Raw genomic sequence first — 18,769 nt, 5'->3', positions numbered from 1 at the left:
GAACGGGAAATGAACTTGCGGATGAAGCTGGCCATGGCATTTCTGTTGCTCATCATTGTACCGATGTGCACGCTTGGAATCGGCATGTTCTTGGTCACATCACATACGATTGAGAAAAAATACAATCAGCAGTCTGAATATGCACTCCAGGCGATCAGCTATAATATCGAGAATGTTTTTCAGCAGATCAACAATGTCACGGACAACGGCATTGCCACATCGGTATTCCAGATGGCTTTGAACGCCAAAGATCCTAGCAAACAGGACCTTGGAATCGGTAATCAATTGTCGCTGAATGCCAGCCAGCGTAATTTCCGTTCCCTTTTATACAACTACCCGTTTATTAGTTATGCCTTCTTGTATGATTTGCGTCCGCGTTCGTCTCAGGATAACCAGATTGTTTCTATATTTACGAAAGAAAATTTTCAAGCGCTTCCTTTCCAACAATTTAAGGTTCATCCAATATTCAAAGAAATCCAGGAACTCAACGGCGTGCCCAAATGGCTGGCCCCTCTGGAATATCCTGAACTGACGGGCGTAGAGCCTGTCTTTACTCAGATTCGGTTGGTCAAGGAACTCAGTTATTTTCAGAATATTGGGGTCCTTGTCGTTCAGATTAAAAAAGGGGAGATGGACCGCATCTTCCGCCATCTGCAGATAAGTGATCCTGCACAGGATACTTCGTTCCTGCTCATCAATGAAGAGGGTCTGATCGTATACGATCCTTCCGGACGCTACAGCGGAGAGAAGATGGAGAATCTGGGTGTGCGTTCTGGAATTTACGGACCAGGGTTCAGCAGCACCAGAGCAGTGTTCGATGGCAGTGAAAGCATCATTTCACAATATCATCTGAAAAACTATAACTGGAGTCTGGTCAGTGTCACTTCATGGGAAGCATTATCGGCAGAGACGAATGTGTTTGCTGGCTGGTCGATTATTATCATTCTGCTGTGCCTGCTTGCTGCGATGGTTTTCAATGTGTTCTTCATGAACCGGATTACCGGCAATATTGCGGTACTCGTACGATTCATGAGGCGTGTAGATGACGGGGACTTTAATGCCCGGGTCGAAGGAAGTGGCTTTGACGAGATGCAGCTGCTTGCCCAAGGGTTCAACGAATTGCTGGATCGCATCGGCGGTCTGTTCCGACGTGTTCGTGCAGAGCAGGAACAGAAGGCCAAGGCAGAACTACGCGTGCTTCAAGCCCAGATCAAACCTCATTTTCTATTTAACACGCTGGAATCCATTAACGGACTAGCCATGAGGGGAGAAGGGCGTAAAGTAAGTGAAATGGTGACACGTCTTGGCAATATGCTGCGGATCAGTATTCAGGATCAGGAGGAGATCTCGCTTAGTGAGGAGTTAAGGCACTTGCAGAGTTATCTTGAGATCCAGCATTACAGGTTTAGTGATTTGTTCCGGTACGAGATTGACATTCCATCTCATCTGTACACCTCATCTATACTCAAGCTAACCCTCCAACCTCTTGTGGAAAATAGTATTCAGCATGGGTTCGAGGGAATCGAATATCAGGGTGTACTTCGGATCAGTGCATTTGTGGAAAGGAATAACTTGGTGCTTCGAGTTGAGGACAATGGTATCGGTATTCCCCAGGAAATGTTGGCTCGATTCGAATACATGGCAGAAGACCCGCCTGAATACATCATGGCTGAGGGAACGAAGCAGCTGTCTTCAATGGCAGAGCGTCGAGGGCTGGGTTTAAGAAGTGTTGCAGATCGGATAAGGATTCAATATGGGGCCGGATACGGGGTGTTTATATGTTCCTCTCCGGGACATGGCACTATCATTCAATGTATTATTCCACAATATGAGCAGGGGGAAGATGAATGAATCTAACCGCGTTGTTGGTTGACGATGAGCTGCCGATTTTGGAGAATTTGAGTTTTATCTTGCCATGGGAAGACATGGGCATTGAAATTGTAGGTACGGCCAGAAGCGGGTCCGAAGCACTGGATAAAGTTGCTGAATGTCACCCTGACATCATGTTATGTGATATTCGCATGCCCTCTATGGATGGTCTGGAACTAATTCAAATATTGCGGGAACAAGGTGAAACTTGCGAGATTATTTTGCTGACAGGATATCAGCAGTTTGAGTATGCTCGTACGGCCATTCGTTACAATGTCCATGAATACATATGCAAACCAATCGATTACCTGGATCTGGAACAGAAATTGCGTGAGCTTGCTAGTCAGATTCAGAAGAAACGGTTGGAAGTGGAGGCTGAACGCCACCGCAAATCGGAGATGGAAGTATGGGTAAGGCACAAACATATCATTGACCTGATGCGAAAAGAGGAAGATTCATTATATTCTTCCCCTCCTTCTTCCTCCGAACCACAGGCATCTTCGTTACGATATATCCTGCTACTTATCGATGTGTCAGGTTATTTTAAACATTCGATCGGATGGTCTGGGGCTCGGCACCAAAGCTGGCATGGAATGGTCCGTTCTAAACTTAGGGAGATTACAGACCGGATTTGTGAAGGTACTCTGCTGATTTCGGCCCGTAAGGGAGAATGGTGCATGTTGGTGGAGGCGTCAGATGAATGGAGACTGCGAGCAGATGCACTGGCTCAACAGGTCCAGTTGGAACTAGATACGACATTTGAGATAGGTTCAGGCATGAAGACAAGGGTCATTCAGGATGTTATGCCTGTGAAACTGAATGATCAGATGGCTGAGCGATACCGGCACTGTCAGCGATTACTAATTATGAATGATTCTAATCAGCGCAGCGATGGGCAGGAACAAGAATCTGCTGAGCACTCTATCATGTCATCCAAAGAACCTTCCAGCAGGACAACAATGTGGATTACAAAAGAGGATTTGGACTTGATCACCCGCTGGATCAGACAGGGAAATAAACAAGGATTGATAGACCTGCTAGTGAGGCTCAAACATCAGATGAGCGAGCATAAAAGTACGCTGGATGGCGTAGCCGAAAATAGTCTGCGTTTTCTGCTGGTACATATGCTTCGTGAATTGCGCGAAGTACATGTCATGGCTGAACAGGACGAAATGCACTTCTGGAGTGCATTGCATTCAGCAACATCCATCAAGGAATTAATCGAACTGGCGGAGGCACTTGCTTATGTTTGTCATGATAAGAAAAGTGTACCTCGCCCCTCTGTGTCTGAGCTGATCAGTTCTGCGTGCGAGTATATGAACGCCAGATTGGAATGTGATCTGGGCATTGATGAGGTAGCTGATTGGCTGGGCATCAGTCCGGGCTACTTTTGCCAGCTGTTCAAAAATCAGATGGGTGTAACCTTTGTTGAATATATGACCCATAAGCGAATGGAGAGTGCGGCCTTATTATTGAGTACAACGGAATGGAGTATTACAGCCATTGGAGAAGCGACGGGGTATAAGGAACGGCGATATTTCTCCAAGGTGTTCCATAAACATTTTCACATGAAACCATCAGAATTCAGGTCAAACCAAAGAGCAGGTTCATAATGGGGAGGAAAGCATGCGTATGAATTCGATCGATCAGCTTTCGTTGGAACAGCGGGTAGGACAGATGTTTATGTGTGGATTCCATGGACAGCATGCTGATGAACAGATCAATCAACTGATCCGTGATTATCATGTTGGAGGCGTCATTTATTTCAGGCGGAATGTGGAAAGCGTAGACCAGTTAAAACGACTGTCTGCCGACTTGCAAGCGATCGCAGCTGAAGCCGGAGATTTACCTCTGATGATCTCCGTGGATCAAGAGGGTGGGATGGTGGCCCGGATTGACAAAGAGGGAGTGACCCAGGTGCCTGGAAACATGGCGCTTGGAGCGACGGGGAATCCGGACTATACCCTTGAATGCGCACAGATTCTAGGTCAAGAGTTAAAAAGCATCGGTATCGATATGAACCTCGCTCCAGTGTTGGATGTGAATAATAACGTTCTTAATCCGGTCATCGGGGTGCGCTCCTATGGCGAGAATGCGGAGAGCGTAGCTTCTCACGGTGCAGCAGCCATCAAAGGATATCAATCCCAAGGCGTTGCTGCAACAGCCAAACATTTTCCTGGACATGGAGATACAGCGGTGGATTCACATCTCGGTATGGTCACTGTACCTCATGAACGTAACAGGCTGAATGAGGTGGAACTTCTGCCGTTCCATCGCGCTATTGAGGCCGGAGTGGATGCCATCATGACTGCTCACGTCGTCTTCCCGGCGATTGAACCGGAGCCGATTCCAGCTACATTGTCCCGTAAAGTGTTGACGGGGCTGTTACGCGAAGAAATGGGCTTTGACGGCATTATTATTACAGACTGTCTGGAAATGCATGCGATATCCAAGCCATATGGTGTGGCCGAAGCAGCCATTCGTGCCGTGGAGGCAGGTGCTGATCTAATTCTGGTCAGTCACACACTGCAAGATCAAGTCTCTGCTGTGGAAGCCGTTGTGGAAGCCGTTCGCACTGGGCGAATTGAAGAAGCTACCATTAACCAGGCATTGGAACATATTATTTCATGGAAGGCAGCGCGTTGTGGTCAGTGGGAGCATGCGTTTGTCTCCATGGAAGAGGATGATACTGTATCGGATGGATCTGATGAGGATGGGATCACGTTCTCAATAAAAGAGAAAGATGAATCATCAAGGTCGCTGGCCTCCATCGAATCCAGGTTGGATGAGATTGCCTCCAATAGTATTACTGTAGTTCAGAATGATGGATTGCTTCCCTTAAACCCTGAAAAGAATGTGTATGTCATCTGGCCGGAGGTTGTGCAACGCACAGAAGTGGATGAACCATGGTCTCATACAGATTCGCTTGGCGTGGCGTTATCGCAGCTGAGAGCCGGAGTTCGGGAGCACAAAATAACGACACAGCCTTCTTATGATGAAGCGGACGAGATACTCAAGAATGTGTCGGAGGAAGATCAAATCATCGTATGTACTTACACTTCCGCAGGCCATCTTCCGAAAGGGCAACATCATTTGGTTCAAAAACTTAGTGAGAAGCATTCCCTGATTGTAGTCGCTCTGCGTAATCCATACGATCTATTGGAGATTCCGACGCCGGGAAGTTATGTATGTACGTACGAGAACACTCCTGCAGTGGTTCGCGCATTGTCCCTCGTTTTAACAGGTGAATTGCAGCCAACAGGACGCTTGCCCGTCAGTTTGCGTTAGCAAGTTCGAAAACTCTATATCTCTAAATCTCTCTGTGGCATGGTGCTTATTCAACCATGTCTTGAGGGATTTTTTTATTGGAAAATGCGGCCGGTTTTAATACAGATTTCACTCCAAGTCGAAGGTGTGATAGATAACTATTTTCATAGTATTTTCGCTCTATTAAATGTTTACAATTCTTATCAAATATTTTTAGCAACTTTTCCCGGTACTAAGCGTCTAATAGTATGACTTTTTGAGGGGGATATTTATAAAATGGGAGCAGAAGGAGCCAAAGACAAAGAATGAATTTGAAGAAGAAATTATCCATACTTACCGCTTTAGCTGTATTCCAAGCGTTTGCAGCGATTCCAGCGAATGCACTAGCAACCGATCAAAGTGATACAACAACAACAAATACAGCCAATGTAAAATCCGTGGAGGTTGTGAAGAAAGAACAAACAATCTCGGAATCGGATGTAAAGTCTGGGGCAGATACAAAACAGCCTGATAACAATGATAACAATGCAGTCGAAGGAACAAACCCGGTGACGAATGAACCTACCGGTACAGATGTTACTCCGATTGACCCTGTTACAGACCCTGCTGATGGAGAGGATGCGGAAGAGGAAACAACAGTTCCGACAGCTCCAGTTGAGGTTGAGCAACCATCTACAAGCGGTCAATCTGTAGCCGGAAGTAAAGGCGGAGATCTGACACTTTATATGAACAGCAACAAAATGGTGCAAGACGGCAAAACATATCTTGCTGGACAGCCGATGGCTGTTAAAAATGGAGTATCTTATGTAGCGATCCGCGCACTGGTTGATCGGGTTGGTTATGAAGTGAAATATGACAATACAACCAAAGAAACCATTATTATTAGTGGCGAAGATGAGCTTCGCTTCAAAACAAATAGTAACATTTACACTGTTAACGGTGAATCCAGAACGATGAAAGGCCCTGCCTATCAACAAAAAAATACGTTCATGGTGCCACTGACATCGATTACTCAGGCACTTAATATTACTTATAAAGTTAATCAGTCTGCCAAGACTGTTGTACTGAACCTGAATACCAAACCTGTAGCCAGCTTCACAGTACAAAAAGAGATCTTTGTAGGAGACACGGTGACATACAACACCAAATCCAGCTCTCCAAAGGGATTTGATATCGTAGACGAGCGCTGGACTGGCCGTCAGGATTCGTTTGACCAACCAGGTACATATACGGTAACGTATGCTGTCCAGGATTCGAGCGGACAATGGAGTGATTCGTACTCTGTTACGATTCAAGTTCAGAAACCGAATCTTCCCCCTGTAGCGATGTTTACGACAGACAAGGAAGAATACAAAATGGGTGAAAAGATCACGTACATTGATCAGAGCACTGATGATGAAAATGCTATTGTAAAAACTGAATGGGAAAACAATGCTCTGGCATTCTTTGTTCCGGGTCCAAAAACAGTAACAATTACCGTTACGGACAAACATGGTGCTAGTAACAGCTATACCAAGAATGTCAATATCACTAATGAAACACTGTATACTATCTCTGATTTTAATCAGTTGTTCACGCCGGTAGGTGATAAGTTCAGCTTTAACGGCAGTGAAGTTCCTGCCATGGAGAAAGTTCCGTACACTTATTACGATGAGCAAAGTGTGCTGATTCGTAGTAACAGCCCAGAAACCGTTAATTCGGAAGGGATTGTGTACAAAGAGTCTTCAATCGGTCAGACCCGTTTCATGATTCACCATGTAAATAACACCGGTAAAAACGTGAAAATGTACGTTGTTGCTACGAATAATAATATGTACGCAGCAACATTAGAGCAGCAAAATATGGGCTTCGCGGGTCCTTCGCCATTTGCAACAGTAGCCGGAAGGTTATCGATTGAGCGTTGGTTCCAGTCCATGCAAGATGGCACTGGAAAATTGAATGTTGTGTTGCAGCCAGGAGAGAGCAAATTGATTCTTACTGAACTCAATGCTCTTCCTATGAAGCAAGGGCAAGTAATTTCACTGTATTCTGATGTTTTCAGCGACTACAGGCTGGATTACAACATTATCATGATCGAAGAAAATAAAGATCCGATGGCTGTATGGTCCACACTGCCTGTTCTGGATCGTGACGGTGTGCACAACCGTGGTACGTACCCGAATGCAACACGTGTCATCACGTATGACCAAGAAGTAGGTTCGAAGCCCGCTCGTCTGCCACTTGGGGATAATGCAAGTGATCCGAATCTGGTCGGCACAGACCCTATGGCCTATACGGAAGCTTCTAACGCGGGTAACTTCGGCGTACTTTACAAAATTACACTGAACAATGTGGCTCCGCACACGCTGATCTCATTCAACCCTCGTGGTGGTAGATACTCGGGTGTAGCACTTGTTAATGGTCAGGTTGTGCAGATTTCGAATGGCAGCAAATCGTTAAGTGCACCAAATGAACAAAGTGTACTCTACCGCACAGGTTCTTACGGCGAAGCTGTAACGATTGTGTTCTCGGCTGCACCAGGAAGCAATTTGCCGGTTAACCTGCTGTTCACACCGCTTCCGACAGAGAAGTAATTGTTTCACCTGTTACCTAGGACGGACGGTTTGGTGTGAAGTTATATGGTATTATCCTGTCACCCCCAAAGTCGCCCGAAGGATTGATCATCTGAACCGTCAGAAGAAGGAGTTGTCCCCAAGTCATGCAAATGACCGGGGGCAGCTCTTTTTTAGTCACGCTTGTAATTAGCGGTATCCAAGCGCTTTCGTTGACTATGAACTTCATTTAAGGCATTATTAGTAGTATATAAATCAAGCATAAGTATCAGCATTTGCATAATTTGATTCCACAGGCTAACGGGTACAATACCTAGACGAATAAAACCATTCCGATCTAAGTATTGCTGGAATTGAAGTCTCGCTCTTTGGGGGTTATGCAGAATGCTCAAATGACAGGAGGTGCTTTAGATCATGCTGTCGACAGAACAGATTATTACTACCATGTCCTCGCAGGGGCTCCGCATTACGGATCAGCGGAAGACACTGGCCCGGTTATTTGCCGAATCCCCTGGGTATTTGACACCCAAGGACGTCTATGAATATATGGGTAAGACTTACAGCGGACTGAGTTTTGACACGGTGTACCGGAATTTGCGTGTCATGCAAGAATTGGGTGTGCTGGAGCAGGTCATCTTTGAAGATGGGGTGAAGTTCAGAGCACATTGCAGCGAGGATCACCATCACCACCATATGATTTGTTTGAAATGCCAAAAGACATATCCAATCGTTTTTTGCCCAATGCAGCTTGCAGATGCGCCTGAGCAATTCCAGGTTGTCGATCATAAATTTGAAGTTTTCGGGTACTGTAAGGACTGTGCTGAACATGTGCCAGCCAAAGTGTCATCTGGTCATCAGCACACTCACGGGAAGCACTGACGATGAAGTTATCCCGCAGACTGGTTCAGGCTCCCATTCGGGTGTATCGTAGCTATATCTCTCCTTTGAAGCCGCCGACATGTCGTTTCTATCCTACTTGTTCGGCTTACGCGATGGAGGCGATTGAGGTGCACGGTGCGTTCAAAGGATCACTGCTTGCGGCAAAGCGTATTGCGAAATGCCATCCATTTCATCCAGGCGGAGTGGATCTGGTGCCGCCCAAGGCTGAAAAGACTGTGATGGTATCGGATTAACAATCCAATGGTCGATTTTACCGGTTTGAGTTGAATCAAGATTGCTGTCCACTTGACAAAGGAGGCAGTATTTCAGTATATTTTTGGTATGTATATCTGATCCAAAAGTTTGGTTTTCAGTAGTTCTATATGATTTCCAGTGAAGGGATAAGTACAGACACACCCCCAGTGCAGAGAGCCGGATGAGCTGAGAACCGGTCTGGGAGGAGGATGGAATATGGTCCCGGAGGAACCTCTTTCGAGCGTGCAGACGTTGATTAGAACGGCTGTCGTAAGGCCGAGGCGTGATCCAGCGTTAATGGGCGGTCGAAGGACCGGCAGAGCCTGTGGTTTGTGAAAAGCACGGGGAATTTGGGTGGTAACACGTGAGAGCAACTCTCGTCCCATACAGGGACGGGAGTTTTTTGTGTTCTTTTTTAGGCAAATGCAATGAAAAAGCACGACTATATGAAGGAGGAGAATTCATCTATGGCTGATCAAAAAACATTTTATCTGACAACACCGATTTATTATCCGAGTGACAAACTGCATATCGGGCACGCCTACACGACTGTAGCGGGTGACGCTATGGTTCGTTACAAACGTCTGCGTGGCTATGAAGTTCGTTATTTAACAGGAACCGATGAACACGGACAGAAGATTGAACGCAAGGCACAGGAGAAAGGACAGTCACCGCAGGCTTTTGTAGACGACATCGTGGTTGGCATCAAGGAACTGTGGAACAAACTGGATATTTCCAATGACGACTTCATTCGTACGACGGAGGAGCGCCACAAAACAGTGGTACAGGATATCTTTGACCGTTTGCTGAAACAAGGGGATATCTACAAGGGTGAGTACGAAGGTTGGTACAGTATCCCGGATGAGACGTATTACACGGAAACCCAACTGGTTGATGTGGAGAAGAATGACAAAGGCGAAATTATCTCGGCCAAAAGTCCGGATAGCGGACATCCGGTTGAGCTGGTAAAAGAAGAATCCTACTTCTTCCGGATGAGCAAGTATGCGGATCGTTTGCTGAGATATTATGAAGAGAATCCGGGTTTTATTCAGCCGGAGTCCCGCAAAAATGAAATGATCAACAACTTCATCAAGCCAGGTTTGGAAGATTTGGCCGTATCCCGGACAACTTTCGAATGGGGTGTCAAAGTTAAAGGCGATCCGAAACACGTTGTATACGTATGGATTGATGCGTTGTCCAACTACATTACAGCTCTGGGCTATGGTTCATCCGACGAATCGCTTTACAACAAATTCTGGCCTGCGGACGTGCATCTGGTAGGGAAAGAAATTGTTCGTTTCCATACGATTTACTGGCCGATTATGCTGATGGCATTGGACCTACCTTTACCGAAGAAAGTATTCGCTCACGGTTGGCTGTTGATGAAAGACGGCAAAATGTCAAAATCAAAAGGCAATGTCGTTGATCCGGTAACTCTGATTGACCGTTATGGTCTGGATGCACTGCGTTATTACCTGCTGCGTGAAGTTCCATTTGGTTCAGATGGTACATTTACTCCAGAAAGCTTTGTAGAACGTGTGAACTCCGACCTGGCCAATGACCTTGGAAACCTGTTGAACCGTACGGTAGCCATGGTGGACAAATATTTCGAAGGCAAAGCGCCTGAGTTTACTTCTGGTGTGACCGAATTTGATGCATCTCTTGAAGAAGCGGGTCTTGCTGCTGTGGAGAAAGTGGAGCAGGCTATGGAAAACTTGCAATTTTCCGTAGCGTTGACAGCGATCAGTCAGTTTGTTAGCCGCAGTAACAAATACATTGACGAGACTCAGCCTTGGGCTCTGGCTCGTGATGAAGCAAAACGCAATGAACTGGCATCGGTAATGTCGCATCTGATTGAAAGCTTGCGGATTGCTTCTATCCTCTTGCAGCCGTTCCTGACACGTGCTCCGCGCAAAATTTGGGAACAACTTGGCATTCAGGAAGGTGAACTGACGGCTTGGGATACAGCGAAGCAATGGGGTGTTATTCCAGCTGGCAACGCATTGCAGAAGGGTGACCCGATCTTCCCACGTCTGGACTCTGAGCAGGAGATTGCTTATATTGCTGAAGCGATGACTGGAGGCAAAAAAGCTGAAGCGCAGCCTGAGGCAGCTCAAGCTGATGCTGGAGGCTCTTCTGAAGCCGCTCAACCCGTCACAGCACCAGAAGGTAAAGAAGAGATCAGTATTGACGATTTCGCCAAAGTGGAACTGCGTGTCGCTCAAGTAATTGCTTGTGAACCGGTCAAGAAAGCCGATAAATTGCTGAAGTTGCAGCTGGATCTTGGCTATGAGCAACGTCAGGTTGTATCGGGAATTGCGAAGTTTTATTCACCTGAAGATATGGTTGGACGCAAAGTCATCTGTGTGACGAACCTCAAGCCTGTGAAATTGCGCGGTGAACTGTCCCAGGGCATGATCCTGGCCGCATCTCATGGCGACCAGCTTACTCTGGCAACGGTACCGGATAATATGCCTAATGGTGCACAAGTAAAATAATACTTTGAGGGTACAACAAGGTTTTGATTTATATAGTTGTAATAGAAGGTGGCTCGATGAGAATCGGGTCACTTTTTATTTTGGGGTGAAATCGGATCTGATAGGAAGAAAACAAGCATATACTGTTATGAACTCCGTGCTCAAGGAAAGAATGGATAGGACAAAGCGGCTTGACAAGTTCGAGCAGGTTACCTATAATTCTTTCAGTAATGTTTACGATTAAGAGATGCGGAGTGAATACTAGTGAAACTTTATAATGGAAGAAATCTAGACCAGTTAAACCGGACTCAAGTGACAGGTAGAAGAATGCATATGAAATTGTTGCTCAGCGGTCTGCTTGTTCTTAGTTTGCTCATATTGTCGGCATGCGGTCAGAATAATTCGGATAGTGCCAAGCTGGTGGAAGGCAAAGTGAATGTGATCACGAGCTTCTATCCTGTCTATGCGTTTACTTCCACTATTGGCGGGGAAGATGCAAATGTCATTAATTTGCTGCCCACAGGTGTTGAACCACATGACTGGACGCCGAAGAGCCAAGATATTGTGAATACATCCAAAGCCGAGTTGTTTCTATACAATGGTGCAGGTTTGGAAGGATGGGTCCCCAACTTCCTGAAGTCACTGAATAGCGATACCAAGGTGAAGTCAGTTGCAGTAAGTGAAGGGGTTACTCTATTGACTGCTGAAGGTGATGATGGACACGGTCATGGTGAAGAACAGGTGGATGAACATAGCGACGAACATGCTGATGAAGCTAACGCAGAGGATATCGCAGACCATCATGTGGACCCTCATACGTGGGTAAGTCCAAAATCGGCAATGGTAATGGCTGAAAATATCAAAAACAGCCTGGTTGAAGTAGACCCTGCACATAAAGAAGGATATGAACAACGTTACGAAGAGCTGCGGACCAAGCTGGAAACACTGGATCAGCACTTTACGGATGAATTGTCTAAAGTACCCAACAAGGAAATTGTCGTATCACACCAAGCCTTCGGGTACCTTGCACGTGACTATGGGTTGACCCAGCATGCCATTATGGGACTTTCTCCCGATGCGGAGCCTACAGGACAAGATATTGTGAAGTTGGCCAAGTTGGTGAAGGATGAAGGGATTAAATACATTTTCTTCGAAGAGTTGGTATCTGACAAACTGGCGAAAACTCTTGCCAATGAAGCGGGTGTAGAGACCATGGTCCTGAATCCGGTAGAAGGTTTAACCAAAGAACAGGCTACCAACGGGGATGATTATTTCACTCTGATGGAGAAAAATTTGCAAAATCTGCTGATCGCATTAAAATAAGATAGACTGAAGGATTCGATTGCAATCCTTATATATAATGAAGGGCGGCTTTGCCATGCAGCAAATCATGCCATTGTGTCATGATCCAATCATAGAGATCGAGAAACTATCATTTTCCTACGGTGACCAGCGAGTAATTGAAAATCTCGATTTTATGGTCCAGGAAAGGGATTTTGTCGGAATTATCGGTTCAAACGGGGCGGGCAAAACGACATTGCTGCGGATGTTGGTTGGACTTTTGCCTCCAGCCGAGGGAGATATCAAGCTATTCGGACAGTCGATCCGCCGATTTAAGGATTGGGAACGGATTGGTTATGTTCCGCAAAAAAATGCGTTTAACCCATTGTTTCCTGCGACGGTAAGGGAAGTTGTGATGTCTGGCTTGTACAACAATAAGAATATGTTCCGCCGAATGTCGCGTAAATGTCAGCAGCAGTGCACAGATGCTATGCAGGTGATGCGGATTGAGGATTTGGCCAACAAACGGATTGGACAACTGTCAGGCGGACAGCAACAGCGTGTGTTTTTGGCACGGGCGCTTATTAATCACCCTGACCTCTTGATTCTGGATGAACCGACGGTGGGTATCGACGCTGAATCCCAGGCCAGTTTTTTCGAATTGATTACCCATATGCATGAACACCACCGGATGACATTCCTGATGGTATCACATGATATGGACCGGATGGAGAGTTATCTCGGTTCCAAAGCAGCGGTGACAAACGGAAAGATACATTTCCATGTCCGTCATTCCCATGAGGTGGAAGACTGCGCCGAGACTAATTTGCAGCATACCACCACCCAGGTACGTTAGACGCGAGTACGCAACCAGATTAGAGCAAGGCCGAAGGAGTCGTGTGTGTTTTGGAAATTTTAATGAGTGATTTTTTTCAGCGGGCGCTTGCGGGGGGATTGTTAATCGGCATCACCGCACCGTTGATCGGATTGTTTCTGGTGCTGCGGCGTCTATCCATGATCGGGGATACCCTGTCTCATGTGACTATAGCCGGGGTTGCACTCGGATTCCTGATTGAAGTGTATCCGATTGCGGTGGGGCTTATTTTCGCCGTGCTCGCATCCTTTGCGATCGAGAAACTGCGCAAGGCGTACAAAAGTTATGCCGAATTATCGATCGCGATTATCATGTCCGGTGGGGTAGCGCTGGCTTCATTGTTCTTCACGCTGGGCAAAGGTTATAATACAGATGTTATGAGTTACCTGTTCGGCAGTATTTATACACTTGACTCCACAGATTTGAAGCTGGTCGGTGTGGTCACGTTGATCGTGGTCATCGTTGTAGCACTGTTACATAAGGAGTTTTTCCTGCTCAGCTTTGAAGAGGATGCCGCAGCGGTAACCGGATTACCCGTGAAATTGCTTAACATGCTGATTACCGTGATGACAGCCCTTGTCATTAGTACGGCGATCAAAATCGTGGGTGCATTGCTGGTATCCGCACTGCTGACCATTCCGGTAGCTGTAAGCTTGCTGATGGCACGAAGTTTCAAATCGGCGATTATATTGTCCGTAGTCATTGGCGAAATTGCCGTGGTCATTGGGCTGGTTGTGGCCGGGATCTGGAACCTTGCACCAGGAGCAACAATTGTACTTTTGCTTATCATGATGCTGATTCTAACGATGATTGGAAAAAAAGGGTTCCGAGCCTGAGTCTGAACGAGAGCAAGTGAGCCCCCAGGGAAGGGAGATATCCGCTTCATGCCTGATGTTAATGTGTGGCTGGCTTTTGTAGCAGGATTAGCTTCGTTTATATCGCCATGCTGTCTACCGCTGTATCCATCGTATCTTTCCTACATTACGGGGATGACGGTACAACGGTTGAAGGATGAGCGCAATCAGCGTGAAGTTCGCTTCAAGACATTGACTCATACGCTGGCGTTTATTTTGGGCTTCTCAGCTGTGTTTTATTCGCTCGGACTGGGAGCCGGATTGTTTGGCCAATTTTTCAATGATAACCGAGATCTCATTCGTCAATTATCCGCAATCTTAATCATGTTAATGGGTTTATTTTTGCTTGGTTTGTTCAAACCTCAGTTTCTGATGAAAGAGCGCAAAATGGATATGAAATGGAAACCAGCGGGGTACTTAGGCTCATTTATTTTTGGCATTGGTTTCTCGGCAGGATGGTCGCCTTGTATTGGGCCGATATTGACTGCTATCATCGCGATGGCTGCGAGCGAACCAACAACGTGGTTGGCTTTAATTACGGGTTACACAGCTGGATTTGCGTTACCGTTCTTCATTTTGGCCTTTTTCATCGGTTCTACACGCTGGATCTTGCGTTATTCCAATATCATGATGAAAGCTGGAGGGGCATTAATGTTGTTCCTCGGAGTGTTGTTGTTTACGGATCAGATGACGAAAATTACGATTTGGCTACAGCAAATTACACCAGACTGGATGATTATCTAGCACAGAGTAACGACGCTTTTTATTATTTTACTCAAGGGTTATTTTAAATAAGAACAAAGCAGGCTACATGGAAACCAGAATGATTCTGGGCTCATGTAACCTGCTTTTTTAATCAATGGCTCTTTAATATTAGGTATCAGCTCTACGCTTAAGTGAAGTAATCAATGTTGGCCAGTGGGAAATGTTCAAAAATGCGTTCAGTAATAAACTCACGCAGGGCATCCTGCTGATCATCTTTATACACATATTTGTACTGGCCCCAGCGGCCCCATTTCATTTTCCGCTTTTCGATATCCATCTCCAGCTTGGTTTTGGGGTATCGCTTCTCAATGGTGGCTTTTGCCGTTTTGGTAAAACGGTGTTGGATCATCTCAAAAGTTAGATCCTTGGTTGCTTCTTCGGGAAGTGTATCGGCAAGTTTTTGTAAAAGCTCGCTATATCCTTCTTCCCACCCGTCGTACCACATAATTGGGGCAATAATGAATCCGAGCGGATATCCGGCATGAGCAATTTTGCCTGCGGCTTCAATTCGCTCTTCAAATCGTGAGGTGGCTGGCTCAAAATTTTTGATCACATAATCCGAATTCACACTGAAACGGATTCGAGTGTGTCCGTTATGCTTGATGTTTAATAAAGGATCAACATGATGATATTTGGTTACAAAGCGAAGTCGCCCGTGTTCCTCATCCGCCATAAAACGAATTAGGTCACCGAGATTTCCTGTAATATGCTCCAGACCTACGGGATCAGATGTACAGGCTGCTTCAAAACGGGTAAGTTCAGGTGCACGTTCCTCAATGTATCCCTTGGCAGCCTCAATGATTTCTTCGGTGTTTACATAGACACGGACATAGGGTTTGGCCCCAAGTGTCGTTTGAAGATAACAATAATGACAGTGGCCCATACAACCTGTGGAGATGGGAATGGCATATTCCGCCGAAGGCTTCGATTGGTCAAACTTGAGTGTTTTACGCACGCCGACGACAAGGGTGCGCTTGGCCATTCGGTATTTTTCCTGTTCCGTTTCACCAGGGAGATTGGTAATTCGATTATGGGATGTCGTCATCTGATATGGGATATCTCTAGAGGTAATCCATTCCATAATTCGTTTACCTTTTTCATATTCCAGCGCACCGGGTTCAAAATACACCAAATCGGGAATAAAGGGTTTAGTGCCTTTTGCTTTGCGAACGGGTGGCTGCGCTACACTTGTACTCACGAAATCACTCCTTTCAATACGGAACCTGCTTAGTTTGCCTCGTTTAGAGATAAGTCACCCTTGCCAATACTTGCGTAATGGTGAAGGAATTCAAGCCCGAAAAGTGTTTTATGGACTGTAAATAGTGAATGAATTGTGCAGGACTTGCCAATGCGTATTGATAACATGTATCATTATAAGATAGTGACCAGGCAAGAATATTGCAGGTCAGAGAGAAGAGAGGGAAGCAGATGCCAACGCCCAGTATGGAAGATTATTTGGAGCGTATATACAAATTAATTGATGAAAAGGGCTATGCTCGTGTGTCTGATATAGCTGAAGGTTTGGAAGTACATCCTTCATCGGTGACGAAGATGATCCAAAAGCTGGACAAAGACGAGTACCTGATCTATGAGAAGTACCGCGGGCTGGTGCTTACGCCAAAAGGTAAAAAGATGGGCAAACGGTTGATGGAGCGCCATCATCTGCTTGAACAATTTTTGACGACGATAGGTGTTCAAGAAGAAAATATTTACCAGGATGTTGAAGGGATAGAACACCATTTGAGCTGGGATTCCATTACCTGCATCGAATCTTTGGTTGAATATTTCCGCCAGGATGAGACTCGACTGCGTGATCTCAAAAGTATTCAGGATGTCATGAGCAATACAGAATCTTAAGTTTTTAAGCCAGACTTAACTGAAAAATTACAATGAATATCCATTCAAAATCAGAGGATGCACCTGCCGCTAAAACGGTAGGGAGCGTCCTTTTGCATTTTTCTGACCAAAATTTGGCGATTATTCGCAACTTAACAATCATTAGGAGCGTCTATTAAACTAGCAGAATTTGCCGCGAATTTATAATTATTTTGGAGGATTGCACTGATGAAGCTTCGTAAAGGATTAATCCTGCTGCTCATTTTTGTTCTGGGTTTACAAACGTCAGGACTGACGGCGCAGGCAGCTAGTCAAAAGGAAATTGTTATTTATTTGGATGGACAGCGTTTGGAGTCTGATGTTTCACCTTACATTTTGCCCAAAGTAAATGTAACGATGGTTCCCTTGCGTGTTATTAGCGAAGGACTGGGTGCATCTGTGCTTTGGTCACAGGCTACCCGCACAGTTACGATCAAGAAATCCGATTCAGTCATTACGATGACGAGTGGACGCCAGCAGGCAACGGTGGATAGTGCTGTGGTTGATCTTGATGCATCGGTAGAACTGAAGCAAGGCCGCGTTATGGTACCGATTCGATTCGTCAGTGAGAACTTGGGAATTCAGGTCACCTGGAACCAGTCTGAGCAGACGATTAATCTGGCCACAGGCAATGCTCCCAATCCTACTCCAGTGACACCAGCAGAGCCTGGAGGCACGGGAACTACGCCAAATACAGATGAGATGCGAGGAGCCTGGATCTCGACTGTAAACGGAGACTGGCCTTCATCTAGTGCCAAAGGAAATGTAGAAAAACAAAAGTTGGAGTTCATTCAGCAGCTTGATACGTTGAAGGATATGGGGATCAATGCTGTATTTGTTCAAGTACGAGCCAATGGGGATGCGATCTATCCATCAGGTCTTGTACCGTGGAATAGTGTACTGACAGGCACACAGGGGAAAGATCCTGGGTATGATCCACTTGCATTTATGATCGAGGAAGCTCATAAACGTGGCCTTGAGTTCCATGCTTGGTTCAACCCGTTCCGGGCTACCAACTCGGCAACGACAACTGGGCTTGCTGCCAATCATGTATCCAAGCTTCATCCGGACTGGATTGTTAACGCATCAGGCAAGCTGTATATTAATCCAGGCATACCGGAAGCGAGACAGCATATTATTGATTCCATCATGGAAGTGGTTAACCAGTATGATGTTGATGGCGTACATTTGGATGATTATTTCTATCCTTCCAATGTAACGTTTAATGATGATGCGGCTTTCAAAGCATACAACACATTGAATACGAGTGACCGGGCAGAATGGCGCCGGGACAATATCAATCAATTCGTCAAGCAGCTCGGAGAGAGCATTCACAAGGTGAAAGCTGGCGTTGAATACGGCATTAGCCCATTTGGTGTATGGCGTAACAAATCGGTTGATATGACAGGTTCTGATACAAAAGCCGGAGTAACCGCTTATGACAGCATGAATGCGGATGTGCGGACTTGGATCAAGCAGGAGTGGATTGACTATGTTGCACCCCAAGTGTACTGGAGCATGACACTAAGTGCTGCCAGATATGACAAGGTGGTTGACTGGTGGGCCAATGAAGTGGCAAATACCGATGTGAAATTGTATATTGGTCACTCTCCTTATAAGCTTGGTACACCAGAAATCGGGTGGCAGACATCCCAAGAAATCATTGATCAGCTTATATATAATGAGAAATATGATACGGTGAAAGGGGATATTTTCTTCAGCTCACAGTACCTGACGAAAAACCCGCTCGGCTTAATCGCCAAATTAAAAGCCTATTATGGACTGTAAAACATTTTAACGTAATATGACCAACCCCTGTTC

Annotated in this window: 14 protein-coding genes; 13 read left to right on the top strand and 1 reads right to left on the bottom strand. The window is 45.8% G+C overall.

The window, feature by feature from the left end:
• The first annotated feature begins 9 nt into the window (after window positions 1-9).
• From HP548_RS24000 to HP548_RS23950, 11 genes are all read left to right on the top strand, one after another.
• Window positions 10-1,851, top strand: a complete 1,842-nt coding sequence (locus HP548_RS24000) for a cache domain-containing sensor histidine kinase (RefSeq protein WP_076291854.1) — start codon at window positions 10-12, stop codon at window positions 1,849-1,851.
• Window positions 1,848-3,482, top strand: coding sequence for a response regulator (locus HP548_RS23995; RefSeq protein ID WP_175383089.1), 1,635 nt, complete (start codon window positions 1,848-1,850; stop codon window positions 3,480-3,482). Before HP548_RS24000 ends, HP548_RS23995 begins: the two co-directional genes overlap by 4 nt.
• A gap of 13 nt (window positions 3,483-3,495) precedes the next feature.
• Complete coding sequence (gene nagZ, locus HP548_RS23990) at window positions 3,496-5,157, top strand: beta-N-acetylhexosaminidase (protein WP_409347676.1); 1,662 nt, start codon at window positions 3,496-3,498, stop codon at window positions 5,155-5,157.
• 284 nt (window positions 5,158-5,441) lie between these two features.
• Window positions 5,442-7,709 (top strand): stalk domain-containing protein, encoded by a 2,268-nt coding sequence (locus HP548_RS23985; protein WP_175383087.1) that lies wholly within the window; start codon window positions 5,442-5,444, stop codon window positions 7,707-7,709.
• 393 nt (window positions 7,710-8,102) lie between these two features.
• Window positions 8,103-8,567: a Fur family transcriptional regulator gene (locus HP548_RS23980; RefSeq protein ID WP_063565677.1), complete on the top strand. Its 465-nt coding sequence runs from the start codon at window positions 8,103-8,105 to the stop codon at window positions 8,565-8,567.
• 2 nt (window positions 8,568-8,569) lie between these two features.
• Entirely contained in the window at window positions 8,570-8,821 is a 252-nt protein-coding gene (gene yidD, locus HP548_RS23975) for a membrane protein insertion efficiency factor YidD (protein WP_076291858.1), read from the top strand.
• A 429-nt stretch (window positions 8,822-9,250) separates the two neighbouring features.
• Window positions 9,251-11,320: a methionine--tRNA ligase gene (gene metG, locus HP548_RS23970; RefSeq protein ID WP_281364908.1), complete on the top strand. Its 2,070-nt coding sequence runs from the start codon at window positions 9,251-9,253 to the stop codon at window positions 11,318-11,320.
• A 306-nt stretch (window positions 11,321-11,626) separates the two neighbouring features.
• Window positions 11,627-12,622 (top strand): metal ABC transporter solute-binding protein, Zn/Mn family, encoded by a 996-nt coding sequence (locus HP548_RS23965; protein WP_076291859.1) that lies wholly within the window; start codon window positions 11,627-11,629, stop codon window positions 12,620-12,622.
• A gap of 37 nt (window positions 12,623-12,659) precedes the next feature.
• A complete protein-coding gene (locus tag HP548_RS23960) occupies window positions 12,660-13,436 on the top strand; it encodes a metal ABC transporter ATP-binding protein (RefSeq protein ID WP_246318198.1) in 777 nt (258 codons plus the stop codon).
• Between the two features lie 50 nt (window positions 13,437-13,486).
• Complete coding sequence (locus HP548_RS23955) at window positions 13,487-14,290, top strand: metal ABC transporter permease (RefSeq protein ID WP_024631018.1); 804 nt, start codon at window positions 13,487-13,489, stop codon at window positions 14,288-14,290.
• 48 nt (window positions 14,291-14,338) lie between these two features.
• Window positions 14,339-15,052: a cytochrome c biogenesis CcdA family protein gene (locus HP548_RS23950; RefSeq protein WP_024631017.1), complete on the top strand. Its 714-nt coding sequence runs from the start codon at window positions 14,339-14,341 to the stop codon at window positions 15,050-15,052.
• A 148-nt stretch (window positions 15,053-15,200) separates the two neighbouring features.
• On the opposite strand, the gene splB is transcribed toward HP548_RS23950, so the two are convergent.
• Window positions 15,201-16,271, bottom strand: coding sequence for a spore photoproduct lyase (gene splB, locus HP548_RS23945; RefSeq protein WP_175383086.1), 1,071 nt, complete (start codon window positions 16,269-16,271; stop codon window positions 15,201-15,203).
• Window positions 16,272-16,501: 230 nt separating this feature from the next.
• Here splB and mntR point away from each other — a divergent pair, with 230 nt between their 5' ends.
• Window positions 16,502-16,930: a transcriptional regulator MntR gene (mntR, locus tag HP548_RS23940; RefSeq protein ID WP_076291863.1), complete on the top strand. Its 429-nt coding sequence runs from the start codon at window positions 16,502-16,504 to the stop codon at window positions 16,928-16,930.
• Window positions 16,931-17,137: 207 nt separating this feature from the next.
• Window positions 17,138-18,736 carry a family 10 glycosylhydrolase gene (locus HP548_RS23935; RefSeq protein WP_076291864.1) on the top strand — a complete coding sequence of 533 codons (1,599 nt, stop codon included), beginning with the start codon at window positions 17,138-17,140 and terminating at the stop codon, window positions 18,734-18,736.
• Window positions 18,737-18,769: the final 33 nt, after the last annotated feature.

It is taken from the genome of Paenibacillus taichungensis (assembly GCF_013359905.1).
In the GTDB taxonomy this organism is placed as follows: Bacteria; Bacillota; Bacilli; order Paenibacillales; family Paenibacillaceae; genus Paenibacillus; species Paenibacillus taichungensis.
Note: the sequence above shows the minus strand (reverse complement) of the source record. Positions and strands in the feature narration are given on the sequence as shown.

What these genes read in the sequence shown, in the direction of transcription:
- HP548_RS24000 (WP_076291854.1), top strand. Translation starts at nt 10, where the DNA reads ATGAACTTGCGGATGAAGCTGGCCATGGCATTTCTGTTGCTCATCATT.
- HP548_RS23995 (WP_175383089.1), top strand. Translation starts at nt 1,848, where the DNA reads ATGAATCTAACCGCGTTGTTGGTTGACGATGAGCTGCCGATTTTGGAG.
- nagZ (WP_409347676.1), top strand. Translation starts at nt 3,496, where the DNA reads ATGCGTATGAATTCGATCGATCAGCTTTCGTTGGAACAGCGGGTAGGA.
- HP548_RS23985 (WP_175383087.1), top strand. Translation starts at nt 5,442, where the DNA reads ATGAATTTGAAGAAGAAATTATCCATACTTACCGCTTTAGCTGTATTC.
- HP548_RS23980 (WP_063565677.1), top strand. Translation starts at nt 8,103, where the DNA reads ATGCTGTCGACAGAACAGATTATTACTACCATGTCCTCGCAGGGGCTC.
- yidD (WP_076291858.1), top strand. Translation starts at nt 8,570, where the DNA reads ATGAAGTTATCCCGCAGACTGGTTCAGGCTCCCATTCGGGTGTATCGT.
- metG (WP_281364908.1), top strand. Translation starts at nt 9,251, where the DNA reads ATGAAAAAGCACGACTATATGAAGGAGGAGAATTCATCTATGGCTGAT.
- HP548_RS23965 (WP_076291859.1), top strand. Translation starts at nt 11,627, where the DNA reads ATGCATATGAAATTGTTGCTCAGCGGTCTGCTTGTTCTTAGTTTGCTC.
- HP548_RS23960 (WP_246318198.1), top strand. Translation starts at nt 12,660, where the DNA reads ATGAAGGGCGGCTTTGCCATGCAGCAAATCATGCCATTGTGTCATGAT.
- HP548_RS23950 (WP_024631017.1), top strand. Translation starts at nt 14,339, where the DNA reads ATGCCTGATGTTAATGTGTGGCTGGCTTTTGTAGCAGGATTAGCTTCG.
- mntR (WP_076291863.1), top strand. Translation starts at nt 16,502, where the DNA reads ATGCCAACGCCCAGTATGGAAGATTATTTGGAGCGTATATACAAATTA.
- HP548_RS23935 (WP_076291864.1), top strand. Translation starts at nt 17,138, where the DNA reads ATGAAGCTTCGTAAAGGATTAATCCTGCTGCTCATTTTTGTTCTGGGT.